The 26,629-nt window shown below is 32.8% G+C and carries 29 protein-coding genes; 28 read left to right on the plus strand and 1 reads right to left on the minus strand.

Annotated features, from left to right (window positions below):
• Window positions 1–9 precede the first annotated feature (9 nt).
• The 28 genes from RT714_RS10010 (at window position 10) to RT714_RS10145 (ending at window position 23,631) form a co-directional block, all read left to right on the plus strand.
• Window positions 10–459, plus strand: coding sequence for a low molecular weight protein arginine phosphatase (locus tag RT714_RS10010; protein WP_313757432.1), 450 nt, complete (start codon window positions 10–12; stop codon window positions 457–459).
• The gene (gene rpiB / locus RT714_RS10015; protein WP_313757433.1) at window positions 460–897 is read left to right on the plus strand and encodes a ribose 5-phosphate isomerase B; all 438 of its coding nucleotides are present in this window, start codon (window positions 460–462) and stop codon (window positions 895–897) included.
• A gap of 54 nt (window positions 898–951) precedes the next feature.
• Entirely contained in the window at window positions 952–1,581 is a 630-nt protein-coding gene (gene upp / locus RT714_RS10020; protein WP_313757434.1) for a uracil phosphoribosyltransferase, read from the plus strand.
• 19 nt (window positions 1,582–1,600) lie between these two features.
• Window positions 1,601–2,632 carry an MraY family glycosyltransferase gene (locus RT714_RS10025; RefSeq protein WP_313757435.1) on the plus strand — a complete coding sequence of 344 codons (1,032 nt, stop codon included), beginning with the start codon at window positions 1,601–1,603 and terminating at the stop codon, window positions 2,630–2,632.
• Between the two features lie 148 nt (window positions 2,633–2,780).
• Window positions 2,781–3,893: a non-hydrolyzing UDP-N-acetylglucosamine 2-epimerase gene (gene wecB, locus RT714_RS10030; protein WP_313757436.1), complete on the plus strand. Its 1,113-nt coding sequence runs from the start codon at window positions 2,781–2,783 to the stop codon at window positions 3,891–3,893.
• A 92-nt stretch (window positions 3,894–3,985) separates the two neighbouring features.
• Window positions 3,986–5,365, plus strand: coding sequence for a sigma 54-interacting transcriptional regulator (locus RT714_RS10035; RefSeq protein WP_313757530.1), 1,380 nt, complete (start codon window positions 3,986–3,988; stop codon window positions 5,363–5,365).
• 295 nt (window positions 5,366–5,660) lie between these two features.
• A complete protein-coding gene (locus RT714_RS10040) occupies window positions 5,661–6,839 on the plus strand; it encodes an acetyl-CoA C-acetyltransferase (RefSeq protein WP_313757437.1) in 1,179 nt (392 codons plus the stop codon).
• Window positions 6,840–6,927: 88 nt separating this feature from the next.
• Complete coding sequence (locus tag RT714_RS10045) at window positions 6,928–7,584, plus strand: CoA transferase subunit A (RefSeq protein ID WP_313757438.1); 657 nt, start codon at window positions 6,928–6,930, stop codon at window positions 7,582–7,584.
• On the plus strand, window positions 7,584–8,234 hold the full coding sequence (locus RT714_RS10050) for a 3-oxoacid CoA-transferase subunit B (protein WP_313757439.1): 651 nt from the start codon (window positions 7,584–7,586) through the stop codon (window positions 8,232–8,234). The genes RT714_RS10045 and RT714_RS10050 overlap by 1 nt, the downstream gene beginning before the upstream one ends.
• Before the next feature lie 199 nt (window positions 8,235–8,433).
• Window positions 8,434–8,661, plus strand: a complete 228-nt coding sequence (locus RT714_RS10055; RefSeq protein WP_313757440.1) for an AtpZ/AtpI family protein — start codon at window positions 8,434–8,436, stop codon at window positions 8,659–8,661.
• 4 nt (window positions 8,662–8,665) lie between these two features.
• Window positions 8,666–9,037: an ATP synthase subunit I gene (locus RT714_RS10060; protein ID WP_313757441.1), complete on the plus strand. Its 372-nt coding sequence runs from the start codon at window positions 8,666–8,668 to the stop codon at window positions 9,035–9,037.
• An 84-nt stretch (window positions 9,038–9,121) separates the two neighbouring features.
• On the plus strand, window positions 9,122–9,796 hold the full coding sequence (gene atpB, locus RT714_RS10065; protein ID WP_312668252.1) for a F0F1 ATP synthase subunit A: 675 nt from the start codon (window positions 9,122–9,124) through the stop codon (window positions 9,794–9,796).
• A gap of 34 nt (window positions 9,797–9,830) precedes the next feature.
• A complete protein-coding gene (gene atpE / locus RT714_RS10070; protein WP_072975692.1) occupies window positions 9,831–10,127 on the plus strand; it encodes an ATP synthase F0 subunit C in 297 nt (98 codons plus the stop codon).
• A gap of 50 nt (window positions 10,128–10,177) precedes the next feature.
• On the plus strand, window positions 10,178–10,687 hold the full coding sequence (gene atpF / locus RT714_RS10075; protein ID WP_313757442.1) for a F0F1 ATP synthase subunit B: 510 nt from the start codon (window positions 10,178–10,180) through the stop codon (window positions 10,685–10,687).
• Complete coding sequence (locus tag RT714_RS10080) at window positions 10,675–11,217, plus strand: F0F1 ATP synthase subunit delta (RefSeq protein ID WP_313757443.1); 543 nt, start codon at window positions 10,675–10,677, stop codon at window positions 11,215–11,217. The genes atpF and RT714_RS10080 overlap by 13 nt, the downstream gene beginning before the upstream one ends.
• Before the next feature lie 19 nt (window positions 11,218–11,236).
• Window positions 11,237–12,742 (plus strand): F0F1 ATP synthase subunit alpha, encoded by a 1,506-nt coding sequence (atpA, locus tag RT714_RS10085; RefSeq protein ID WP_313757444.1) that lies wholly within the window; start codon window positions 11,237–11,239, stop codon window positions 12,740–12,742.
• A 62-nt stretch (window positions 12,743–12,804) separates the two neighbouring features.
• On the plus strand, window positions 12,805–13,662 hold the full coding sequence (gene atpG / locus RT714_RS10090; RefSeq protein ID WP_313757445.1) for an ATP synthase F1 subunit gamma: 858 nt from the start codon (window positions 12,805–12,807) through the stop codon (window positions 13,660–13,662).
• Between the two features lie 19 nt (window positions 13,663–13,681).
• On the plus strand, window positions 13,682–15,079 hold the full coding sequence (atpD, locus tag RT714_RS10095; protein ID WP_313757446.1) for a F0F1 ATP synthase subunit beta: 1,398 nt from the start codon (window positions 13,682–13,684) through the stop codon (window positions 15,077–15,079).
• 2 nt (window positions 15,080–15,081) lie between these two features.
• Window positions 15,082–15,489, plus strand: coding sequence for a F0F1 ATP synthase subunit epsilon (locus RT714_RS10100; protein ID WP_313757447.1), 408 nt, complete (start codon window positions 15,082–15,084; stop codon window positions 15,487–15,489).
• A gap of 131 nt (window positions 15,490–15,620) precedes the next feature.
• Complete coding sequence (locus RT714_RS10105; RefSeq protein ID WP_313757448.1) at window positions 15,621–16,406, plus strand: YwmB family TATA-box binding protein; 786 nt, start codon at window positions 15,621–15,623, stop codon at window positions 16,404–16,406.
• 18 nt (window positions 16,407–16,424) lie between these two features.
• The gene (murA, locus tag RT714_RS10110) at window positions 16,425–17,687 is read left to right on the plus strand and encodes a UDP-N-acetylglucosamine 1-carboxyvinyltransferase (RefSeq protein ID WP_313757449.1); all 1,263 of its coding nucleotides are present in this window, start codon (window positions 16,425–16,427) and stop codon (window positions 17,685–17,687) included.
• A 213-nt stretch (window positions 17,688–17,900) separates the two neighbouring features.
• Window positions 17,901–18,941 (plus strand): stage II sporulation protein D, encoded by a 1,041-nt coding sequence (gene spoIID, locus RT714_RS10115; RefSeq protein WP_313757450.1) that lies wholly within the window; start codon window positions 17,901–17,903, stop codon window positions 18,939–18,941.
• 166 nt (window positions 18,942–19,107) lie between these two features.
• Window positions 19,108–19,926: a M23 family metallopeptidase gene (locus RT714_RS10120; protein WP_313757451.1), complete on the plus strand. Its 819-nt coding sequence runs from the start codon at window positions 19,108–19,110 to the stop codon at window positions 19,924–19,926.
• 49 nt (window positions 19,927–19,975) lie between these two features.
• Complete coding sequence (gene spoIIID / locus RT714_RS10125) at window positions 19,976–20,230, plus strand: sporulation transcriptional regulator SpoIIID (protein ID WP_072975668.1); 255 nt, start codon at window positions 19,976–19,978, stop codon at window positions 20,228–20,230.
• Window positions 20,231–20,352: 122 nt separating this feature from the next.
• On the plus strand, window positions 20,353–21,381 hold the full coding sequence (locus RT714_RS10130; protein ID WP_313757452.1) for a rod shape-determining protein MreB: 1,029 nt from the start codon (window positions 20,353–20,355) through the stop codon (window positions 21,379–21,381).
• Between the two features lie 59 nt (window positions 21,382–21,440).
• Window positions 21,441–22,481 carry a flagellar hook-basal body protein gene (locus RT714_RS10135; protein ID WP_313757453.1) on the plus strand — a complete coding sequence of 347 codons (1,041 nt, stop codon included), beginning with the start codon at window positions 21,441–21,443 and terminating at the stop codon, window positions 22,479–22,481.
• 10 nt (window positions 22,482–22,491) lie between these two features.
• On the plus strand, window positions 22,492–23,286 hold the full coding sequence (gene flgG, locus RT714_RS10140) for a flagellar basal-body rod protein FlgG (RefSeq protein WP_313757454.1): 795 nt from the start codon (window positions 22,492–22,494) through the stop codon (window positions 23,284–23,286).
• A gap of 12 nt (window positions 23,287–23,298) precedes the next feature.
• Complete coding sequence (locus RT714_RS10145; protein WP_313757455.1) at window positions 23,299–23,631, plus strand: rod-binding protein; 333 nt, start codon at window positions 23,299–23,301, stop codon at window positions 23,629–23,631.
• Window positions 23,632–23,669: 38 nt separating this feature from the next.
• Here RT714_RS10145 and RT714_RS10150 read toward each other — a convergent pair whose 3' ends face one another.
• Window positions 23,670–26,534 (minus strand): phosphodiester glycosidase family protein, encoded by a 2,865-nt coding sequence (locus tag RT714_RS10150; protein ID WP_313757456.1) that lies wholly within the window; start codon window positions 26,532–26,534, stop codon window positions 23,670–23,672.
• Between the last annotated feature and the right edge of the window lie 95 nt (window positions 26,535–26,629).

Genomic DNA, 26,629 nt, shown 5'->3' on the forward strand with positions numbered 1-26,629 from the left:
GAGAATTATATGAAGATTTTATTTATATGTACTGGTAATACTTGTAGAAGTCCTATGTCTGAAGGAATTTTAAAATCTATGATAGAAAAAAATAATTTAAGTATAGAAGTTGAATCTGCCGGAATTTCTGCATTTCATGGAGATAATGCCTCTAAAAATTCAATAGAAGTTATGAAAAAAATTGGAATAGATATATCGAAGCATAGGGCTAAGCAAATTCATAGGGAACTAGTTGACGAGGCTTATATTATTTTAACTATGTCTAAATCTCATAAGGATTTTATTATATTAAATTTTCCTAAATCAAAGGATAAGGTATTTACATTGTTAGAATATGCCTATAAACTAGATAAGGATGTAGTAGATCCATTTGGTGGCAGATTAACAGTATATGAGAATACTAGGGATGAAATCTATCAAGCTATAGAGGAGATAGTGAAAAGTGAGGAGTGGATATAATTGAAAATAGGTATAGGTAGTGATCATGGTGGATTTGAATTAAAAGAGTATATCAAGGAATATTTAGATAAAGAGGAAATTTTTTATATTGACTATGGAACCAATTCTCTTGAATCAGTAGATTATCCTGATTATGGAGAGAAGGTGGCGAGAGCTGTTGTAGCTAAGGAAGTAGATAGAGCCATTGTTATTTGTGGTACAGGTATTGGTATTTCCATAGCTTGTAATAAAGTAAAGGGAATTAGATGCGCTTTATGTGGAGATACTTATTCAGCTAAAATGAGTAGAGAACATAACGATGCTAATATTTTAGCCCTTGGTGGTAGAGTAATTGGAAGGGATTTAGCCATTGAAATAGTATCTGCTTGGCTGAAATCAGAATTCGCAGGTGGAAGACATGGAAAAAGAATAAATAAAATTAGTGAAATTGAAGGTTAATTTATGATATAATTTTCAAGGAAAATAATTAACACTTAGAAGGGAGTTTTATATATGGCAAAAGTAGTAGTATTTGATCATCCTCTTATTAAACATAAACTTACATTTATAAGAGATAAAAATACAGGCTCTAAGGAGTTTAGAGAGTTAGTTACAGAGGTTTCGATGTTAATGGGTTATGAGGTAACTAGAGATTTTCCTTTAGAGGAAATTGAAATAGAAACTCCTCTTACAACAATGAAATCAGAAGTTATATCAGGTAAGAAGGTAGGGCTTATACCAATACTTAGGGCAGGATTAGGAATGGTTGATGGTATGCTAAGTCTATTACCAGCAGCTCGTGTGGGGCATATTGGACTTTATAGAGATCCAGAAACATTAAAACCTGTAGAATATTATTGTAAATTACCTCAAGATATTGAAGAAAGAGAATTAATAGTTTTAGATCCTATGCTTGCAACAGGTGGCTCAGCCATAGCAGCCATAGATTTCTTGAAAAAAAGAGGTGCTAATTCCATTAGATTGGTTTGCCTAATATCTGCACCTGAAGGAGTAAAAGCTGTAACTGAGGCACATCCTGACGTGGATATCTATGTAGCATCCTTAGATGAAAAATTAAATGATCATGCCTATATAGTACCAGGATTGGGAGATGCTGGTGATAGGTTATTCGGCACTAAATAAAAGGAGAGAGGGATTTGTTATGAAAGACTTTCTACCACCATTTTTTCTAGCATTGGTTATCTCATATTTGGTTACTCCTTTGGTGAAGAAACTTGCATTTAAGATTGGTGTTGTGGATATTCCAAAAGATGATAGAAGAGTGCATAAGGAACCTATGCCACTTATGGGTGGTTTAGCTATATTTTTAGCAGTAGTTGTAGTTACTTTAATATTTCTACCTTTAGAGAAAGAAATTCTTTCAATTTTAATAGGTGGAACGGTTATTGTAATAGGGGGAATAATAGATGACCTTAAAGAGCTTAGGCCAAAGACTAAATTTATGTTTCAAATCATAGCAGGTCTAATATTAATATATGGTGATGTTAAAGTTGATTTCATTACAAATCCCTTTACAAAGGACAGCTCTCTAATATATTTAAATTGGCTATCCATACCTATAACTTTATTTTGGGTAGTTGGCATTACAAATACATTGAATTTTATAGATGGGTTAGACGGACTATCTGCAGGAGTTGCTATGATATCTAGTATAACTCTTATGATTGTAGCGAGTAAAGGGTATACTAATAATTACATTAGCGTAATTATATTATCGGCTGCTATAGCAGGTGCATGTTTAGGATTTTTACCTTTTAATTTTAATCCAGCAAAGATTTTTATGGGAGATACTGGTGCTTTATTTTTAGGATTTATGTTAGCAGCCATAACTATAGAAGGTGTTATGAAGTCTGTAGCAACTATAGCAATTGTTGCGCCTATATTAATATTATCTGTACCTATTTTTGATACTACCTTTGCAATATTTAGAAGGTTATTAAACGGTCAATCTATATCAGCAGCAGATAAAGGACATCTACATCATAGACTTTTAAACAGAGGATATTCACAGAAGAAATCTGTACTAATACTCTACGGTATATCTGCTAGTTTCGGTTTGTTTGCTATATTAGTGTCCAAGGCCAATAGTAGACAAGCAGTATATCTATCTATATTATTACTTGCAGCATCAGTATTGGTTGCTATAAAATTAGGGATATTTGAGAAACGATAATTAATAAAGAACAAAAAACAATTAACAGAAAACAATTAATAAAGAATAATTAAGATATTAATTCATTGATTTTAATGTTTTTAATTTGACTATTAATTGTTAATTGGGTATTAGTTGAATATTGTTAATTGGTGAAAGGATGACGAACTTGAAAGTAATGACTGTCTTTGGTACAAGACCAGAGGGAATTAAAATGGCTCCAATAGTAAAAGAGCTGGAAAAGAGAGAAGGAATCGAAAGCATTATATGTATTACCGCTCAGCATAGACAAATGTTGGATCAGGTACTAAATTTATTTGATATAAGACCAGATTACGATTTAAATATCTTTAAACCTGGACAAACTTTAACTGATATTACAACAAGGGCTTTAAAGGGTTTAGAAGAAGTTATTATAAAAGAAAAGCCAGATGTATTATTAGTTCAAGGAGATACTACTACGGTTTTTGCAGGGGCTTTGGCTGCATTTTATCAAAAAGTAAAGATTGGTCATGTAGAGGCAGGACTTCGTAGTGGAAATTTATATTCTCCATATCCAGAGGAAGCTAATAGGAAGTTAACTGGAATAATTACAGACTTTCATTTTGCTCCTACAGAGAGAAATAGGCAAAATTTACTTAAAGAAGACTATCCTGGCGGAAAAATATTTATTACGGGTAATACTGTAATAGATGCTTTAAAATATGCCATTAAGGAAGATTACATATTTGATATAGACTTATTAAATAAATTAGATTATAAAAATAAAAGGGTAATATTGCTTACATGTCATAGGAGAGAGAATATTGGTGAGCCTATGGAAAATATATTTACTGCAATTAAAGATATTGTAGAAAAATATACAGATGTGGAATTGATTTTTCCAATGCATTTAAATCCAAAGGTACGAGAAATTGCTAATAGGATTTTAAGCAATAATGATAGAATACATTTAATTGAGCCATTAGATTATGAGCCTATGGCAAATATAATGTCAAAAGTACATTTAGTTGTTACAGATTCTGGAGGAATTCAAGAAGAAGCACCTACTTTAGGAAAACCTGTACTTGTGGTTCGGGAAGAAACAGAAAGACCAGAGGGTATAGAAGCAGGAACTGCAAAATTATTAGGTACTAATTATGAAAATGTATTTAATGAGCTTAATCTTCTATTATCCAATAAGGATGAATATAATAAAATGGCCAATGCCGTAAACCCCTATGGAGATGGAAGAGCAAGTGAGAGGATAGTAGATATATTAGTGAATAGTGAAAAGTTATAAAACCAGTGAATAGTGAATAGTTTGGAGTAATATTTCGTATCTAATAATTATTCACTATTAGTTATTCACTATTTTGGGGGTTGATTGTTTTGGTGGATAAATTAACTGAACTTAGGGATAGTTTTGAGATGCTTGAGGATGTTTTAAACTACGCATATGAGGGGTATGTATTAGTTGACCCAGAAGGGAAAATAGTTAAGATGAACTATGAGAAACTTTTAGGGATAAAAGAAGAAGATGCAATAGGGAAACCAGTTGAAGAAATCATAGAGAATACACGTATGCATATTGTAGTTAAAACAGGAACAAAAGAATTAAGAGATGTACAAAGGATACAAGGTCATGATATGATAACAAACCGTATCCCTATTATTAAACAGGGTAATGTAATTGGAGCCGTTGGCACAGTACTTTTTAAGGATATCAGCGAAGTAAAGGAGTTGGCTCACCAACTCCTTGATTTGCAATCAAAGATAAATAAATATAAGGGTGAGATTGAAAGAATAGAAGGTAGTAAATATTCTTTTGATAGTATAATTACTAGAAATTCAAAGATGAACTATTTAAAAAAAGTTGGTAGTATGGCAGCAGAAACAAATTCAACTGTACTTATTACAGGAGAATCTGGTACAGGAAAAGAATTATTTGCCCATGCAATTCATAGAGCTAGTTATAGGAAGGGAGAAGCTTTTATAGCCATTAATTGTGCTGCAATTCCAAAGGAATTATTGGAGTCAGAATTATTTGGATATGATAGTGGAGCATTTACGGGGGCTAGAAAACAAGGTAAAGTCGGGAAGTTTGAGCTTGCTCGTGGTGGAACTATTTTTTTAGATGAAATTGGAGATATGCCCCTGGAAATGCAGGCGAAGATTCTTAGAGTTTTGGAATCTAAAGAATTTGAAAGAGTTGGAAGCAATAAAAAAATATCCTTTGATGCCAGAGTTATAGCCGCTACCAATGAAAATATAGAAGAAGCAATAAAAAGGGGAAAATTTAGAGAAGATTTATATTATAGATTAAATGTAATAACAATAGAAATTCCTCCCCTTTGTGAAAGAATGGAAGATATAGAACCTTTAAGTGAAGAAATATTATCTTATTTACTAAAGGAAATGAAATTAGGAGAAAAAGTTTTAGCTAAAGAAACAATAAAGATTCTCAAATTCTATAGTTGGCCAGGAAACGTAAGGGAATTAAGGAATGTATTGGAAAGGGCAATTAATCTTTCACCAGGTAAGATTATTTTACCAGAGCATCTACCTGAAAGGTTTATAGATAAAATAAATTATTCTATGGAAGATTTAAATGATATTCCTTTATTAAAAGATGTAGTGATAGAATCTGAAATAGAAGCTATAAATAAGGCTCTTATACTTACTAAAGGAAACAAATCTTTAGCTGCTGAAAAACTGGGAATACATAGAACAGCCTTATATAAGAAAATCGATAAATATAATATAGGAAAATAAAGCTGTAGCCAAAATTATACATATTTACTTAAGGTGTATATTTTTTGATACATAAATTTCGTCTGAGAACAGGAAAGTTGTATCTAATTATCTACACTATTCAATTGAATTGCTGTATTAAGGAATTTTAAAATTAGATTTATTTTATAGATATTGGTTAAATACTAGATTATAGCGGGTAAGACTCATTTATAAAACATGGCATGAAAATTGCTTTATATAATACTGTGAGTGAAATAAAGTCTATAGAGGTAAATTAATTTTTTAAAATAAATAAAATACAGGAGGTAAAAAGATGAGAGAAGTTGTTATTGCTTCAGCTGTTAGAACACCTATTGGAGCATTTGGTGGTAAATTTAAAGATGTTTCTGCGGTTCAATTAGGTACAATAGTGGCTAAGGAAGCATTAAAGAGAGCCAATGTAGATCCAAATGTGGTAGATGAGGTTATATTTGGTAATGTATTGCAAGCAGGATTGGGACAAAACGTAGCTAGACAGGTGTCAATACATGCAGGTATTCCAGTAGAAGTGCCTTCCTTTACAGTTAATAAGGTTTGTGGATCAGGACTTAAGACTGTTGCATTAGCAGCTCAAGCTATTTTAGCTGGAGAAGCAGATATAGTATTAGCTGGAGGTACAGAAAATATGAGTCAAGCGCCATATTTACTAAAATCTGCTAGATGGGGTCAAAGAATGGGTAATGGTCAAATAGAGGATTATATGGTGCAAGATGGACTATGGGATATTTTCAATGATTATCATATGGGAATTACTGCAGAAAATATTGCAGAGAAATATGGTTTTACTCGTGAAGAACAAGATAAAGTAGCATTAGACAGTCAAAATAGAGCAGAAGCTGCTATAAAAAATGAAAGATTTAAAGAAGAAATCGTTCCTGTAGAAATCCCTCAAAGAAAAGGAGAACCAATAGTTGCTGACACAGATGAATATCCAAAGTTTGGTACTACAGTAGAAGTATTAGCAAAACTTAGACCAGCATTTAAAAAGGATGGAACAGTAACAGCTGGAAACGCTTCTGGAATTAATGATGGAGCTGCTGCATTAGTTGTAATGAGCAAGGAAAAAGCAGATGAGCTGGGAATCACTCCATTAGCTACTATAGCATCCTATGCTTCAGCAGGTGTAGATCCATCGATTATGGGAACTGGACCTATTCCAGCTACAAGAAAAGCTTTGGCTAAGGTTAATATGACTATAGAAGAGGTAGATTTAATAGAAGCAAATGAAGCTTTTGCTGCTCAAGCCTTATCGGTTATTAAGGAACTTAATCTTGATATAGAAAAGACAAATGTAAATGGTGGTGCCATAGCATTAGGACACCCAATAGGAGCTTCAGGAGCTAGAATATTAGTTTCATTATTACATGAAATGGCAAAAAGAGATGCTAAAAATGGTTTAGCGACTCTATGCATAGGTGGAGGTCAAGGAATAGCTATGATAGTTAAACGCTAAGGCGTTTAACTATCAGTATTGGCTATCCACTATTTCTAAAACTATTCACTATTAATTATTCACTAAATATAAACGGGGGTGCATATTTATGAACAAAATTATGTCTATTGATGAAGCCGTAGCTCATATCAAAGATGGTATGACTATTATGATTGGTGGATTCTTAGGATGTGGGTCACCACACAGATTAATTGATGCTCTTGTGAAGAAGGGTGTTAAAGATTTAACATTAATTTGCAACGATTCTGGTTTTCCAGAAATAGGTTCAGGCAAGCTAGTAGTAAATAAACAAATTAAAAAGCTTATAGCTTCTCACGTTGGTACAAACAAAGAAACAGGAAATCAAATGAATTCTGGTGAAATGGAAGTAGTATTAGTACCTCAAGGAACTCTCGCTGAGCAAGTAAGAGCAGGTGGAGCAGGACTTGGTGGATTTTTAACACCAACAGGAGTAGGTACAATAGTTGAAGAAGGTAAAGAAAGAATAGTAATTGACGGAAAAACTTACCTTCTTGAGTTACCACTTAGAGCTGATGTAGCTTTAATAGCTGGAGAAACTGTAGATAAATTTGGTAATATTGTATATTACGGTGCTACAAGAAACTTTAACACACTTATGGCTACTGCTGCTGATATTGTAATAGTTGAAGCTGAAAATGTTGTAGAAGTTGGAGAAATTGACCCTAATGATGTTGTGACTTCGGGAATATTTGTGGATTATATCGTTAACGGAGGTGATAAATAATGGATAAGAAAGAGTTTATTGCTAGACGTGTAGCGAAAGAATTAAAAGATGGAGATGTGGTTAACCTTGGCATTGGATTACCAACTATGGTAGCTAACTATGTACCTGAAGATATAAATGTGTTTTTCCAGTCAGAAAATGGATTTATAGGCTTAGGACCTGCTCCGGAAGAAGGCAAGGAGGACCCTTATATAGTAAATGCAGGGGCACAATGTGTAACGATTCTACCTGGTGGAGTATTCTTTGATTCTTCTACGTCCTTTGGAATTATTCGTGGTGGGCATGTTGATATGACAGTTCTTGGAGCGCTTCAGGTAGATGAAAAGGGTAATCTTGCTAACTGGATGATACCAGGGAAAATGGTACCAGGTATGGGTGGTGCTATGGATTTAGTAACAGGAGCTAAGAAGGTAATAGTTGCTATGGAGCATACTGTAAAAGGAAATCATAAGATATTAAAAGAATGCAACCTTCCATTGACAGCTGCTGGAGAGGTAAACCTTATCATTACTGAGATGGGAGTTATAGAAGTAAGGGAAGAAGGATTAGTACTAATAGAAATTAATCCAGAGTTTACTGTAGAGGAAGTTCAAACTGCTACGGAAGCTAAATTGATAATTGCAGAAGATTTAATAAAAATGGAAATATAATATAAAAATAGCCTCAAATATTTGAGGCTATTTTATTATGTAAATGAAAATTTGCAATATTATACTAAAGCACTTGCATAATTTGTCAAAATTTTATATAATTTTAATAGTGTTGTAAAAGTATTGCTTATAAAAATAGATGTTAATGTTATAATTATAACATACTAAAGAAACAAATATGTTTCAACGGAGTGATAGTGTGAGAAATAAGAACTATAAAGATACCTTACAAGGCCTAGCATTAATAAGTCAAATTGGTTTTTCTGTTATAACACCTATTTTAATTGGTGTGTACTTGGGTCAATTTATTGATAAAAAATTAGGCATGAATGGTATCTTTTCAATTATTTTCATAATTTTAGGTGTTGGTGCAGGGTTTTTAAATATATTTAAATTGGCAAGAATAAAAGGAAATAAGAGGAAGTGAACAGATGAATAATGATTTAGTATTTAAAGTGGCCAAGAGAGTAACGATATTATCTCTGTTGCTTATTGGAATTTCTGTTTTTGTATTTAGGGAACCTAAGCCAATTATACTTGGGTATGTATTTGGAGCGATAATCAGTATATTAAGTTTTAAATTGCTTCATAATACTATAAATAAGGCTGTAGAAATGTCACCAGATAAGGCCAGTGCTTATTCAACCTTACAATATATGTTAAGATATTTAATATATTTCATTGTACTTGCAGTTGCTGCTTTGGCAGATTATTTAAGTTTTCCAGCAACTGTTTTAGGACTTCTTATGGTTAAATTTGTAATATTATTATCAGGCATATTTGATGAAGACTTTAAGAGATAATTAATTAACAATTAATTATATATTGCATTTAGGAAATCATGAAAGAGTAATATATTATAATGAATGATGAAAGGAGGGAGATGTTTGGAATTATTGCTAAAAATCTTTGGAAGGGAAATTATTATACCCGACACTATTGTTAATATGTGGATAGTTACAATATTATTAATTATATTTGCTTTTATAGTTAATAATAAGATCAAAAAAGCTCGTACTGATGAAGTACCGTCAAATTTCCTAAATGTTGTAGAGCTAATTGTGGAATCTATAGAAAATTTAGTTAAGTCCACTATGGGAACACAAAATATTAAATTTGTACCCTACATTTTAACATTAGCATTATTCTTAGCAGTAGCTAATTTATTTGGGCTACTAGGTTTTACACCGCCAACATCAGATTATTCTGTTACATTTTCTTTAGCTTTAATTACTTTTGTTTTAACACAGTATTGGAGTTTTAGAAACAATGGGGGTTTTTTAGGATACCTAAAGGGGTTTACAGAGCCTATGGCTTTTTTAACTCCATTAAATGTAATAGGTGAGTTAGCAAATCCTATATCATTATCATTCCGTCTTTTCGGAAATATAATGAGTGGTGGTATTATTATGGGCTTGCTTTATCAAGCATTAGGATACTTTGCACCAATTATTGCAGTACCTTTACATGCTTATTTTGATGTATTTTCAGGGTTGTTGCAAACATTTATTTTCATTATGCTATCTATGATATTCATAGGTGGTAGGGCAGAAGCAGAATAAATTATCTTTTTAAAATTTGGAGGGAGGAAACAAAATGTTACAAGGAATAACAAGTGAAGCTTTTATATTAGGATGTTCAGCAATAGGTGCTGGTCTAGCAATGATAGCAGGTATAGGACCTGGAATAGGTCAAGGTAATGCAGCAGCTCGTGGATGTGAGGCTGTAGGTAGACAACCAGAAGCCAAAGGTGATATAACTTCAACAATGCTTTTAGGTCAAGCGGTAGCAGAGACAACAGGTATTTACGGATTAGTTATTGCTATAATTTTATTATTCGTTAGACCATTATTAACAGCTTATTTAGAGCTAAAACAATCAGGATTATTATAATATCTGATTTAACCCTTAAAGTGGGAATCTAAGGCTAAGGAGGTTAGTTTATGTTCGTAGTTAGAGCCTTGCCAGAACTTTCATCTATGATTTTAGCTTGGGCGGCGTTGTTGTTGCTCTATTTATTTCTTAGACATTTCTTATATAAACCAGTTTCACAATTTCTAAATGATAGAAAAGCAAAGATTCAGTCAGATATTGATGGAGCTAAAACTTTAAAAGAAGAAGCTATAACCTTAAAAGATGACTATGAATCAAGAATTAGTTTGGCTAAGAAAGAAAGTCAAGAAATCATTGAATCAGCTAGAAAGCGTGGAGAGGAATTAAAAGAAGATATCTTAGTGGAAGCTAGGAAGGAAGCTGAAAGTATAGTATCAAGGGCTAGACGAGAAATAACTCGAGAGAGAGAGATGGCTTTTCAAGATATTAAAACCCAAGCTGGCGAAATGGCTATTTTAATTGCTTCTAGAATTATGGAAGAAGAAATAAAGATAGATAAACAAAATGGCCTAATCGATAAATTTATTGACGAGGTAGGTAATTCAAAATGGCAGAGTTAGTTAGTAATAGATATGCTTTAGCCCTTTTTGAAGCTGGATTGGATTTAGAAAAGACAGATGAATTTAATAAAGAATTAGATTTTTTAAAAGATGTATTTGAAGAAGAGAATAAATTACTTCAAATATTACATCATCCAAAAATTAGTAATATTGAGAAAAGAGATTTAATAGATAAGCTTTTTAAAGATAGAGTATCACAAGAGATAGTTAATTTTCTATATATTCTCATAGATAAAAGGCGCGAAGGCTTTATTTTAGAGATAATAGATAGGTATAAGGAATTATTTAATGAGCATGAAAATATAGTTAAAGTTGTTGCTATAACAGCAGTACCTATGGAAGAAAAAGCTGAGACAAAACTTCAGAATGTTCTATCTAATAAACTAGGGAAGAAAATTGAACTTACTAATAAGGTAGATGCTACAATTCTTGGTGGAGTACTACTTAAACTTCAAAATAAGGAATTAGATGGTACAGTAAAAGGTCAGCTAGAGTCCATGGGCAAGGCCATTAGTGGCGCAGCTAATTAGGTAGGAGTGAGGTGAGGAAATGGAGTTAAGACCAGAAGAAATAAGTTCCATTATAAAGGAACAGATTAAAAGATATGAAAAAACTTTAGATATGGTAGATGTAGGTACTGTTATTCAGGTAGGAGATGGTATTGCTAGGATACATGGTCTAGAAGGATGTATGGCTGGAGAACTTATAGAATTTCCAGGAGAAGTATTTGGTATGGCTATGAACTTGGAGGAAGACAATGTTGGTTGTGTTCTTTTAGGCTCCGATGATAATATAAAAGAAGGCGATACAGTAAAGAGAACTGGTAGAATTATAGAAGTTCCAGTAGGAGATGCTATGATAGGCAGAGTTGTTAATGCCCTTGGTCAACCGATTGATGGTAAGGGAGCTATAAATACTACTAAATTTAGTCCTATTGAAAAGATTGCTCCAGGAGTTATCACAAGGAAGAGTGTTAATCAACCTCTACAAACTGGTATCAAAGCAATCGACTCCATGATCCCAATTGGTAGAGGCCAAAGGGAGCTTATAATCGGAGATAGACAAACAGGAAAAACTGCTATTGCTATTGATACAATAATTAACCAAAAGGGTCAAGATGTAATTTGTATATATGTAGCAATAGGTCAAAAAAGATCTACTGTAGCTCAAATAGTTAATACATTGGAGAAACGAGGAGCTATGGATTATACTATAGTAGTTTCTGCTACAGCTAGTGAATTAGCACCATTACAATATATTGCTCCCTATGCTGGTGTAACCATAGGTGAGGAGTTTATGGCTAATGGCAAGGATGTTTTAATAGTATATGATGATTTGTCTAAACATGCTATTGCATATAGAGCCATGTCATTATTATTAAGACGTCCACCAGGAAGAGAAGCTTTCCCGGGAGATGTATTCTATCTTCACTCAAGACTTCTTGAAAGGGCGGCAAAATTAGATGATAAATTTGGTGGAGGTTCTATTACTGCATTACCTATTATAGAAACCTTAGCTGGAGATATATCTGCATATATTCCAACCAATGTTATATCCATTACTGATGGACAGATTTTCCTAGAAACTGACCTTTTCTTTGCAGGTCAAAGGCCAGCTATAAACTCAGGACTTTCTGTTTCAAGGGTTGGGGGTTCTGCACAGATTAAGGCTATGAAAAAGGTTGCAGGAAGGATTAAACTAGAATTGGCTCAATATCGTGAGTTAGCTGCCTTTGCTCAATTTGGTTCAGAACTTGATAAAGAAACAAAATCAATACTTGATCAAGGTGCTAGGATGCTTGAAATATTAAAGCAGCCTCAATATAGTCCAGTGCCAGTTGAGCATCAGGTAATTATACTTTATGCTGCACTTAATAAACATCTTTCAGATATAGATGTTAATAAAATATCTATTTTTGAAAAAGAATTCTTGAAATATGTGGATAATAATTATCCTGATATAATAGAAAGCATAAAAACAACAAAAGATTTAACAGATGAAAATGCAGAAAGAATAGTAGTAGCTATAAATGAATTTAAAAAGAGCTTTCAATAATTGTCAATTGCGTAAGTGACCTTTAGGTATAAATTGTCAATTGATATAAGGTGGTGTAAATCTTGGCTGAAACAACAAGAGATATTAAAAGACGTATAAGAGGAATTAGCAATACAAGACAGATTACAAAGGCTATGGAATTGGTTTCATCGGCAAAATTGAAACGTGCCAGAGAGAGATTGGAAAAGTCTAGGCCATATTATAATACTGTTCTTAGTAATATCCAAGATATTTTAGCTACTACAGGAAATATGAAACATCCTTTATTAGATAATAGAGAAATTAAGTCTTCTTTATATATTATAGTATCTGCTGATAGAGGACTTGCAGGAGGATATAATGCAGGTGTAATTAGACTAGCAGAAAGTAATATAAAGGAAGAAAACAAAGATGCTAAAATTATTACTGTAGGAACTAAGGCAAGGGATTATTTTAAGAAGAGGGACTATGATGTGATAGGTGAATTTGTTGGAATAGTTGAGGAGCCAACGTTTTCTGATGCTAGAAAAATTGGTAATATGGCATTGGATTTATATAAAGATAAGGTCGTTGATGAAATAAAAATAGTATATACTAAGTTTTTGGGTACTATTTCTCAAGAGCCTGGCATTTTAACATTACTTCCATCTGCGGAAGTTCAGAAGGAATCAGATAAGAGAAAGACCGTTACGGAATTCGAACCTTCTACTGAGGAAGTTCTTGATTTTTTGATTCCAAAATATATACAAAGTACTATCTATGGAGCCCTAATAGAATCCTCTTCTAGTGAACAGGCAGCTAGGAGGGTAGCCATGGAGGCTGCTACGGATAATGCTGAGGAAATGATTGATGAACTTAACATCAGCTATAATAGGGCAAGACAAGCGGCAATTACTATGGAAATAACTGAGATTGTCTCAGGTGCCGATGCTCTAAAGTAAGTATGAAAGGAGAGGGCAAATGGAAAAGACAAAAGGAAAAATTGTTCAAGTTATAGGCCCTGTAGTTGATATTCGATTTAGTGAAGATAGTCTACCAGAGCTACTAAATGCTATTGAAATAGATATGAACGAAAAGAAATTAATCGTAGAAGTAGCTCAACACATTGGAGATGACACTGTTAGATGTGTTTCCATGGATTCAACAGATGGACTTGTAAGAGGAATGGAGGCTACGAATACTGGAAAGTCTATTGCTGTTCCTGTAGGGAAGGAAACCTTAGGAAGACTTTTCAATGTATTAGGTGAGGCCATTGATGGTAAGGGAGAAGTTAAGGCAAAACAAACTGCACCTATCCATAGAGCAGCTCCATCCTTTGAAGAACAAGAAACTTCTAAGGAAATATTTGAAACAGGGATTAAGGTAGTAGACCTTATTGCACCATATTCTAAAGGTGGTAAGGTAGGTTTATTTGGAGGTGCTGGAGTAGGTAAAACAGTACTTATACAAGAGTTAATAAACAATATTGCCACACAACATGGTGGTTTATCTGTTTTTACTGGTGTAGGAGAGAGAACTAGAGAGGGTAATGACTTATACTATGAGATGATTGAATCTGGAGTAATAGATAAGACAGCTTTAGTATTTGGTCAGATGAATGAGCCGCCAGGAGCTAGAATGAGAGTTGCTTTAACTGGACTTACTATGGCAGAGTATTTTAGAGATCAGGAAGGGCAAGACGTTTTATTATTTATAGATAATATATTTAGGTTTACACAAGCAGGATCAGAAGTATCAGCATTGCTAGGTAGGATGCCATCAGCAGTAGGATATCAACCAACTTTGGCTACTGAGATGGGTGCTTTACAAGAGAGGATTACTTCAACTAAGAAGGGTTCCATAACATCTGTTCAAGCAGTATATGTACCAGCAGATGACTTAACTGACCCAGCTCCAGCAACTACTTTTGCTCACTTAGATGCTACTACAGTATTATCACGTCAAATCTCAGAACTTGGTATCTATCCGGCAGTTGATCCATTGGATTCAACTTCTAGAATTTTAGACCCTGAGGTAGTAGGTAAGGAACATTATGAAGTAGCAAGACAAGTACAAGAGATTCTTCAAAGATACAAGGATCTTCAAGATATAATAGCTATTCTAGGAATAGATGAACTTTCAGATGATGATAAGTTAATAGTTGCACGAGCTAGAAAGATTCAGAGATTCTTATCTCAGCCATTTACTGTAGCAGAACAGTTTACTGGAATGAAAGGTAAATATGTACCTATTAAAGAAACAGTTAGAGGATTCAAAGAAATTCTTGAAGGAAAACATGATGATCTACCAGAATCAGCTTTCTTATTTGTAGGTACTATTGATGAAGCAGTAGAAAAAGCTAAGAAGATGGAGGGTTAATTATGCTTTATTTGGATATAGTAACCCCCGATAAGCCATTTTTTTCTGATGAAGTAGAAATGGTCATAGTTAGAGGGATAGAAGGTGATATGGCTATTCTAGAAGGAAGAGCACCTATTACAACACCTCTTAAGATAGGAAAGGTAAGAATATTCCAAAATGGTGAGGAAAAAGTAGCAGCTGTAGTAGATGGCTATATTTCCGTTGTAGATAATAAAACTACTATAGTTACTGAGGCTGCTGAATGGCCTCATGAAATAGATGTAGAGAGAGCTGAGGCAGCGAAGGAAAGAGCAGAAAACTTATTAAAGAGTGAAAAAGACAATATAGATATAGAACGAGCTGAACTAGCACTTAGACGTGCTATAAATAGATTAGAGGTTTCAAGTTTAAAAAAATTTGATGAATAAATAGGTATAAAAAGTACCCAACTATGGTAATACTTTTATCATAGGAAGAGGGTACTTTCTTTATTTAAATGTTTTGTCCCCCTTTACATTTTTAAGAAAGTACCTTTCCTTAAATTTCAAGGAGGGGTATAATGAAAAAGTTTATTTTATTTGCAATTATATTATCTTTATTAGTACCAACACTTACAATGGCGGGAAAAAAACATAGTGAAAAAGATGTTTTGGAAGGTATGTTAAAAGAGTTTAATGGAGAGTTTCTTGAAGGGGATCTTAATATGGGAGGAGTGCTCCTCGATGAGTTTATATCTAAAGAGGAAATAGAGTCTTTAGGGGAAAGGATTAAGATTTCTTTAGGAATTATTGGAGAAGAAGCAGATATTAATAAATTTACAGAAGATAAGGGTAAATACTATTATAATGAAACAATTTATGAAGAAGGATTTAATCATATGTCTATCTATGGATATGACATACATGAAAATCCAATAACTATAGCAATTTCATCTTATTTAGATTCTGAATTAAGTAATGGAGAAACTACTCTTTTTATTAACTTAATAAAAGATAAGCAAAATTTTAGTATTAATGGTATAATAGAGAAGATAGAAGGTATATTTAAAGATTATGGAAAATCTTTGGAAATCACCACTTGTATTATTGGAACAATTGAGGGACGATTAGAAAAAATGGATTTAAATAAAGCAGTAGTTAAAGCAATGAAAAGGTTCAAAGGAAAAGTTGTAGAAGAGTATACAGATGAATCCATATTTAGTTATACAGCTTATACACCTCTTATAGAAAGTTTCATATTTTCTGGTGAAAAAAAGATTAACTTAAATCTGGCAATAAGGTATAATGAATATGAAGATAAGAATTATATTTGGATAGGAACACCTATTATTACCACTGGATATTAAAATTAGGAGGAGATTTGCTTGGAGAAAATAATGGTGGAAAAAAGCCCTCCACTGAGAGGAAGAGTGCGAATATCTGGTGCTAAGAATTCAGCCCTTCCAATATTGGCAGCATCTTTACTTGGGACAGAAGATATAATATTAGAAGATGTACCAAATTTAAAAGATGTAGAAGTAATATGTGAAGTACTTACATCTCTAGGGGCTAAAGTTGAGCATTTAGATAAGGGTATTATAAAGATTAATTCAGCTAATATTGATAATTATGAAACTAAATATGAGCTAATGAGTAGAATGAGAGCATCATTCTTGGTCATGGGACCATTATTGACAAGATTAGGTAGGACTAAAAATTCTTTACCAGGTGGTTGTGCCATAGGTACTAGACCTATAGATCTACATCTAAAGGGGTTTAAGGCTTTAGGAGCTACTATAGATGTCGACCATGGAAATATTTCTGCCTATGCAGAGAAATTAATAGGGGATAAAATTTACTTAGACTTTCCTTCTGTTGGAGCAACAGAAAATATAATGATGGCTGCAGTATTAGCAGAGGGTGAAACTATATTGGATAATGCAGCTATGGAGCCAGAAATAGTAGATTTAGCTAGCTTTTTAAATAAGTTAGGAGCAGATATTAAAGGTGCAGGAACATCAACCATTAGGATTAAGGGAGTAGAAAAATTGGGTGGTGGAGTCCATTCAATTATTCCTGATAGGATTGAGGCAGGTACCTTTATGGTAGCGGCTGCTATAACCAAAGGAGATATAATAGTAGAAAATGTTATAACATCTCATATAAAACCTGTAATAGCAAAGCTTAAAGAAGTAGGATGTACTGTAATTGAAAATGATGATTCAGTTAGAGTAATAGGCACTAATGATCTAAAGGCTATAGATGTAAAAACCATGCCTTATCCCGGGTTTCCTACAGATATGCAAGCACAGTTTATGGCGCTTATGAGTCTTTGTAAAGGAACTTCTGTATGTATAGAAACAGTTTTTGAGAACAGATTTATGCATGTAGATGAGTTAAAGAGAATGGGTGCAGATATAAAAATAGACGGTAGGTCAGCTATTATACAAGGTGTAGACAACTTAACCTCGGCTCCAGTAAAAGCCTCTGATTTAAGAGCGGGAGCAGCTTTAGTATTAGCAGGATTGGTATCTGAAGGAATTACTGAGGTTGACAATATTTACCATATAGATAGAGGATATGACAGTATAGAAGAGAAATTTACTAAATTAGGAGCAATTATATATAGGAAAATAGTGGATAAATAATAGTGAAAAGTAAATAATTGGAGTGAGATTTGCTCCCTTGTTAGAGGATAACTAATAGATGAGAAAAAGATTTCAGATATTAGTTATTTTTATTTTTTGTTCTGTAGTTATTCATTCTTAGCCATCTACTAATATAATATGCGTAGTTTATAGTCATAATGACTATAAACTACGCATATTATATTTTATACTAAAGGCAAAGAGGGGGAAGAGATGAAAAAATTAGGAGTTTATATTTGTACAGTATTAACAATAACTATATTATTACCTACGGTTATTGTAAAGACTTTTAAATTTGTACCTAAGGGAAATACTGCCAAAGGGGAGTCCTTAGAGTTAGAGGAACCAGTAGTTATAGAAGAAGAGATACCAGTAAAGACTAATAAGCTATATGAAACAATAAAAATTTATGATGGAAAGAAAGAAATTGTAGATGAGATTAATATAGAAGATTATGTAAAAGGTGTAGTTGCAGCAGAAATGCCTGCAGAATTTCATATGGAAGCATTAAAGGCTCAAGCTGTAGCTGCTAGAACATATGCGATTAGTAGGAGTATAAAATATAAAGATGGGCATCCCAATCATAAACTTGCTCCTCTCTGTGATGGTGTTCATTGTCAAGCATATTTATCACTTTCTAAACTTAAAGAAATTCATGGAGATAATTGGATTGAGAAATATTGGCCTAAGATTGAAGAAGCTGTAAATTCTACTAGAAATTTAGGAATTTTTTATAATGGAGAAATTATAGAGCCTCTATATCATTCTACATCTGGAGGTAGGACAGAAGATGTACAAGATGTATTTGCTGTAGAAATGCCTTATCTAAAATCTGTAACCAGTCTTTATGAAGAAGAGGCGCCGAAATTTAAAAATACTATTACTTTAACAACAGAAGAGTTTATTGGAAAAATAAAATCTAAATATCCAGATGTTAACTTAACGAAGGATAATCTTCATGAAAAGATTAAACTTATAGAGAAAACATTAACTGGCAGGGTGAAAAAAGTTGCTATAGATAAAATTATAATAGATGGTAGAGAATTAAGGGAGTTACTGAACCTCAATTCAACCAATTTTACTATATCTTTAGATAAAAGATTAAATATTATAGAAATAGAAACCTATGGATCTGGTCATGGTGTAGGTATGAGTCAATGGGGAGCTAATGGTATGGCTAAACATGGCAGTATTTTTGAAGAAATACTTAAACATTATTATACGGGAGTAGAAATAAAAGAAATTAATAATTGAAAACTCATAATTGAAAACATCGGATTCTTCCCTATACTCAGAATAATAGTGATTTTGTTATCATGAGTGAAATGAAGAGTCTTTTTCATCTTTATTTTTTTATTTTTATATATTTCACTGTATGTAATTTTCCAATCTGGAAATACTAGGTAATGGAGGTGGAGATATGAAAAATAAACTAATAAAATTAATGGAAAAAGAAGGATTTATCTTATTCTTATTTGTATGTGTATGTGTAGTTGCTGGAGGAACCTTGTTCCTATCTATGCGAAATGTTAATGCAAATAGGGATGTGGGAAATAGGGATTTTGTCATTGTGGATGAAGAGAAGGAAAATGAAGTGGAAAAACCAAAAGATTATGATGAGAATCTTTATACCATTAATGTATCTAATTCGGATGTAGATGCTCCTGTAGATGTTCCGAATTTGGAAGATGTTAAAGAAGCTGATTCAGTAGAAGAATATCATGCTAAAGAGGAAATTGAAGATGATTATGCTAAGGTAGAAGTTGAAGATTTAGAATTTGAAGATGATGAATATGAAGAAAAGGTAAAAGACTCAGATTTAGTCCAGGAAACTACAAAGGTTTTTCTTCCAATAGATGGACCTATACTTACAGAATACACTTCTGATTCTCTAATTTATTCAGAAACCCTAGAATCCTGGATAGGACATGAAGGCATAGATATTGAGGCTCCAGAAGGCACTGTAGTTAAAGCAGCAGCAGACGGAGTGATTAAGGAGGTATATGAGGATGAATTATGGGGGATAGTAATATTAATAGATCATGGTGGAGATTTACAAACTAGATATGCAAATCTTGCAACTAAAGATATGGTAAAGGTTAATCTTAAGGTCAAAAAAGGTGATGATATATCTAAAGTAGGTAATACAGCAAAAATTGAGATGCTGATGAAACCACATCTTCATTTTGAAGTCATAAAAAATGGAAAATTAGTAAATCCACGTTCTATTAACAATTAAAAAAGCATAAGTATTTAGTGAATACCCAAAAAGTCAGGGGGTTGATTAGGTGAAAGATTATATAGAAGAACGAACAATAGAAGTTGCAAAATACATAATTGCGAATAAGAGTACTGTTCGAGATACAGCTAAAGTTTTTGGGTGCAGTAAATCAACGATTCATAAAGATTTAACAGAGAGATTACCAAAGATAAATCCAAATTTAGCCCATATGGTAAAAGAACTTTTAGACCTTAATAAGGCAGAAAGGCATATAAGAGGCGGTAGAGCAACTAAACTAAAGTATAGTGCATCTAATGAGTAAAAGGTCCCATAATAGGGACTTTTTAAATTTTGTAAAATTTTGAAGAACTTTACAAAAAAAGAAGGAATTTTGAAACTTATGTAGAATACTATATATGATAAGTATAATTAGGGGGAATTGACTTGGGATTCAGAACTGATATAGGTATAGATTTGGGTACAGCAAGTGTTTTAGTATATGTTAAGGGAAAAGGAATAGTTTTAAAAGAGCCATCTGTTGTGGCAATTGACCAGAATACTAATAAATTTTTAGCTGTTGGTGAGGAAGCAAGAAAGATGTTAGGCAGAACCCCTGGGAATATTATAGCTATTAGACCTATGAAGGATGGTGTAATATCTGATTATGATATAACAGAGAGGATGTTAAAGTATTTTATAAAAAAAGCAGTAGGAAAATACTTGCTTAAACCTAGGGTAATAGTATGTGTACCAAGTGGTATAACTGAAGTAGAAAAAAGAGCAGTTATAGATGCAAGTAATCAAGCTGGAGCAATAAAGACATATGTAATTGAAGAACCTATAGCTGCTGCTATCGGAGCAGGAATAGATATTACTGAGCCAAATGGCAATATGATAGTAGATATTGGTGGTGGAACTACAGATGTAGCTGTTATTTCACTAGGAGGTATAGTGGTTAGCCGTTCAATAAAGATAGCAGGAGATGAATGTGACGAGGCTATATCTAGATATATTAAGAAAAAATATAATATGATGATTGGAGAAAGATCTGCTGAGGAATTAAAACTTAGCATTGGTTCTGCATATAAAAGGGACAAGGAAGAATTTAATGAAGTAAGAGGGAGAAATTTACTTACAGGTTTACCTATAACTGTAAATATATCTTCTAATGATATGCTTGAAGCTCTAAAGGAGCCAATACAGGAAATTATAGATACAGTTCATATAGTTCTTGAAAGAACTCCACCAGAGCTAGCTGCTGATATTAGCAATAAAGGAATATTGATGACTGGTGGAGGGGCTTTACTATATGGTATGGACAAGCTGCTTACAGAAAAAACAGGAATACCTGTAAGTATAGCTAATGAGCCAGTTTCTTGTGTTGCTAGAGGAACTGGTAAGGCTTTATCATGGGTAAAATATCTTGATAATAATATAGTAGAAGATAATACAGCAAAAAAATATAGGGGCTAAAGTTTTAGTAAAACTAGTCGATAATATATGAGATATTGATATTTAGGATGTGATAAAAGATGAATAGAGGTCTATATATTGGCGCTACTTCTTTAGTGGCTAATCAAAAGAAATTGGATGTTCTTTCAAACAATTTAGCAAATATAAATACTTCAGGATTTAAAAAGGATATTTCATTAACAGAGTCTTTTCCAGAGAAACTATTGGCTAAGACTAGTAGAACTCCCGAGTTAAGAAATATGCCTAGAGAAAATAATATTATTTATGAAAACAGCGGAGAAATACATAGTGCACGAACTGAAGAAGGGTATTTTGTTGTAAATACACCTAGAGGTAAGTCTTATGTTAAAGAAATAAAATTTGTAGTAGATGATGAAGGTTATTTGAAAACATCCTATAAAAATCTAGAAGACCAGCATAAGACTGATTATGAAAACTATATTATTGACAATAATGGGAATAGAATACAACAGGGTGGAGATATGGAAGCTCTCCTACAAGGTATAGTTTATACTCCTCCTTCCTATGTTATAGGGACAATGAGTGGTGGAGTCAGATTTCAAAAGCTAGTCACAGACTTTACAAACGGAGGACTTGCAGATACTGGTGGGAAACTAGATTTTGGTATAAAAGGTAATGGTTTCTTTAAACTTCAAGGAGAAAATGGAGAAATTCTTTATACTAGAAATGGTTCCTTTGCCGTAACAGAAGGGTATTTAACGGATTTAGACGGAAGAAGGGTATTAGGAAGAAATGGTCAGATCCCATTAAATGGTAGGGATGTAGATGTTTTAGCTAGTGGACAAGTTCTTATAGATGGAACTTTAGTTGATACTTTAGATATAGTAAATATCAATAATAAGGAATTCCTTAGAAAAAGGGGAGATAATATTTTTTATGTAGCAGAAAATGCTAATGCTGAGGAAGAACAGTTTAATGGAGAGGTATTACAAGGATATTTAGAGAGTTCAAATATGAATCCTATATCTGGTATGGTTGAGATGATAAATTTATTAAGGGAATTTGAAGCAAATCAAAAGGTAGTTAGGATGCAAGATGAAATGCTAGAAAAAGCAGCTAATGAAATAGGAAGAGTATAGGAGGTAGAAGATGAGATCGTTATGGACTGCAGCAACGGGAATGAAAGCACAGCAATTTAATATAGACACTATATCTAATAACTTAGCCAATGTAAATACTACTAGCTACAAGGTACAAAGGGCAGAGTTTAAGGATTTATTCTATGCAAATATAAAAAGAGCCAATATAAACGATGACCAAGGAAGACCAGTTAATCTAGAAGTAGGTCATGGTGTTATGCCAATAGCTACTAAGAGAGATTTTAGGACAAGTAGTTTTATTGAAACTCAAGGAGCTTTTGATTTTGCCATAAATGGAGAAGGGTTTTTTGCAGTAGAATTACCAAATGGAGATACAAGATATACTAGAGATGGAAGTTTCAAATTAAGTATAGATGGAGATGAAGCTACTTTAGTTACTTCAGATGGATATTTTGTACTTAGTGAAGATGATGATTTAATTACAATAGAAGATGGAGTTAAGGATATTACCGTTGATGAGTTAGGATATATTTACGGAAAAGATGAAGATGATGAAACTGTAGAAATTGGTAGATTGAAATTGGTAAACTTCATGAATCCAGAAGGACTTCAATCAGAAGGGCAAAATCTATATAGAGGAACAGCTGCTTCAGGTGAGGAAATACCATTAGAAGCAGAGGAAATGAATACTAGAGTGGTACAAGGATATTTAGAAGCTTCAAATGTTCAAGTAGTGGATGAAATGGTAAAGATGATTACTGCACAAAGGGCTTATGAAATCAATTCAAAAACCATAACTACTTCAGATGAAATGCTGCAGATGGCAAATAACCTGAAAAGATAAGAGGTGAATTAAGTGGAAATATCACCAATTAATAATATTATAAATATAGATAAAGAGCCAGCCTTAATTCAAAAGAAGATGGAGAATTTAAAAGAAACGGAAGACGATAAGAAACTAATGGAAACTTGTCGTGAGTTTGAAAGCGTATTTCTCTATATGATGTTGAAAGAGATGAAAAAGACTATTCCAGATGATAATGGCTTAGTGGAAAAGTCTCAAGGAACGCGTATATTTGAGGAAATGCAGTTAGAAGAATTATCGAAGGAAATGACAAAAGGAGATAATAGTATAGGTTTAGCAAAAATACTTTATAACCAATTTAAAAATAACTATGTAAGACTATAAAAATTAAAGACTTAGGCATATGCCTAAGTCTTTAATTTTTATTTACCTACTTTAACATTTGGTTTTTCAAAGAGTGGAGAAATAGTATAAGTTAGATCTGAGCTATTTACTACAAATTCTATAATAGATAAATCATAGATATCTTCCGGTTTAGTTAATGCTTTAGTATTTAATTCAATATATCTTATACCATCTTTTAAATTTGAAGTGTTGGAGCTGCCTCCATGTACAACAAATATATTTTTACCCTTTTCTCTAGCTTCTACTAAATATTTATGAAGAAGTTCTGCTTCTAAAGTATCTTTAAATCCATTTGAACCAAATATTGGTGTAGAGAAGAAAAGCACAATATTATTTTCTGTTGCTCCATTTAAATCATTTATTAGATTAGTCCATTGAGCTACATTTGTTTCTCTAATGCCATTTTTCTGGGTATTTATATTTATAAAAACAACATCCTTATGTTTATTTTTCTTATATGCTCCAGAGGCATCAATTCTTGAATAATTCTTTAGGCCATTTGCAAATTCATTAGATATTCCATTTAAAGAAATAGCTATCTTATGATTATTTACTCTAGCTTTAACCTTTGAGCTAGCATCATATTTTACCAATGCATCTAATCCTTTTGGTTCTGCTAAAACTGCAAAGGAGAACCCATCTTTGTTTATAGGGGATTTTATATTTTTACTATCCTTCAAAGAGCTTGGAGTAGGTAGTACCACATTACTCAATGTAGGAGGATAAAAAGCTGTTAATCCATCAAACAATAATTCGCCAGATTGTTTCTTTAAGCTATCTGTTTCCACAGGATAAATTTTTTCTAAGACTATGGGATAGGAAACATTAGTAGGAATATTAGCGTTTACAAATTGCCATCCAGTCCAATCAATGGTTTTTGCAAAGTCTATTGCATGAGAATTACCTTTACTATCTTTGATAGCTCCTCTTAGCCAACTGCCGCTATTATCTCCATTTACCCATAGACCTAATTTTTTTGGTAGACCTGCTATAGGTAATCCATCTTTTCCGTCTTTCATTAGATTTAGATAGGCTGCTCTAGTATTTTCTCCTTGAGAGAAATCATATTTTAATGCTAAAGAGTATTGTCCTTCTTTGGCATCTTGGTTAGGGTTTATTTCACCTAAAACAGTTTCAGGTTGGGAAGTAAATTTAAAATTGGAAATGGATTCAAATCCTTCTATTAACTTACCATTACTGCCTACAGATACCAAAATATTTTCGATACCTTCATCTAGCTTAGCAGTAAGAACACCTGCTGCAGATGTATCAGCACTATAGAATATACCTTTATCTACATGTCCAATATTATTTATAGTTGTAAATACAATATCTTCGGGGTATATTTTAGCTTGATATCCATTTTCATCTTTACCATAGAATGTAGGTAAGGCTTTTTCGCTGTTTATATCTATATTGAAATTAGATAGGTTACTAGTTAAATCCTTTACATTGCCTAATACATTAATATCTATGGAGTTAGTTATATTACCATAATTAGCAATGATTTTTGATTTCCCTTGGGATAGAGCTTTGAATATGTTGCCAGATATATTTCCATCTACACCTTCGTGAGTAAATAAAATTTGAGATTCATCAATAGCTATAGGATTATGGTTTTTATCATATCCTTTTACTGAAAACTTTCTTGTTGTATTTATGAACATATTTGTATCGTCTGTTATTATCTTAATATAGGATAATTCTTCTACTGGAGCATTAGAAAAGACTCCTACTCCATTTACAACAAGTCTTTCTGAACCTTCAGAAGGCTTATTTACTATAGTAGATTTTTGTGCATCAATTGGTTTTATAGCCATGGCAGTTGACCCACCGCCATCTAAATTCAAGCCATTATAGGCTCCAAGATCCCTAAGAACTGCGCCAAACATTTCTTGGCTAACTCCTTTAAAGGAAGAATCTCTACCGTCTATAGTAACTAAAATTACTTCTGTACCATCTTTGTTAATTCCAATCCCAGTTCTAGGATGATTTCCAGGAGAAGAAATATCTGGCTTATTTAGTTCCCCATTTTTTAGAATATAACTTCCGCCACCTATGGAAAACTTAATATTATTAATATCAGGAGTACTGGATATATTAAGTTCTACAGCATCCCCTACAGAAAATTTTAGAAGTTCTTCTGATTTTTGTCCTCTTCCAATTAATACATAACCATTTTCGGGGATATTTACTGCTTCTTGACCAACTCTTATATCTGTTACTATATCATTATCTATAACTACTTCTACTAAATCATTATGGAATCTAGTTCCTATGGATTTAGAACCCCAGTGTTTATTTAAAAGGGTTACAACATCAAAATATGTGGATACATTATTTACAGCATTTATATTAATCTTACCACCTGTTGTAACATTCTTAGCTTCCATTGCTCTTTTAAAATAGTCGATTTTAGCATTATTCAAGAAGTCAACAAAAAAACCAGGAAGTGCTGGAGTTGCATCATCTCTACGGTCAGTCAATAACTCACCATTATCTATTAATGCACCTAAAGTTGAAGGTAATGGGCTATAGTTGAAAAAATCGCCATTTATTCCAGCAACAGCATTATGTTTTTCTACCATAGAACTAACCTTGTCTCTATTTGGTAAACCATTTGGATTTACTAAACTCTTCAATTCTGTATAGGGATTTAATAGATTAATCCTAAGGACATTTATATTCCACCATCCAGATGTAGTAAATTTCATTATTTTCTCATGGACTACACCAGCAGAAATATTATTTTTCTCAACATTTTGATATATAGTATAGGGCATATTTACAGTAATTTTATTAGCTAAGACTGGTCCGGTAGACGTGAAAATAGTTGTAGCGGCTAATAAAGACACAAAGACCTTTTTAAAATTTTTTCTCATAATCTCACCTCGTAATATTTTATGTAAGCCATATTGCTTGTCCCTTTCATTATATAGTTTAAATATATCAATTTGGTTACAAACATATTACAATC

Source organism: Tissierella sp. (genome assembly GCF_032104385.1).
Lineage (GTDB): Bacteria > Bacillota > Clostridia > Tissierellales > Tissierellaceae > Tissierella.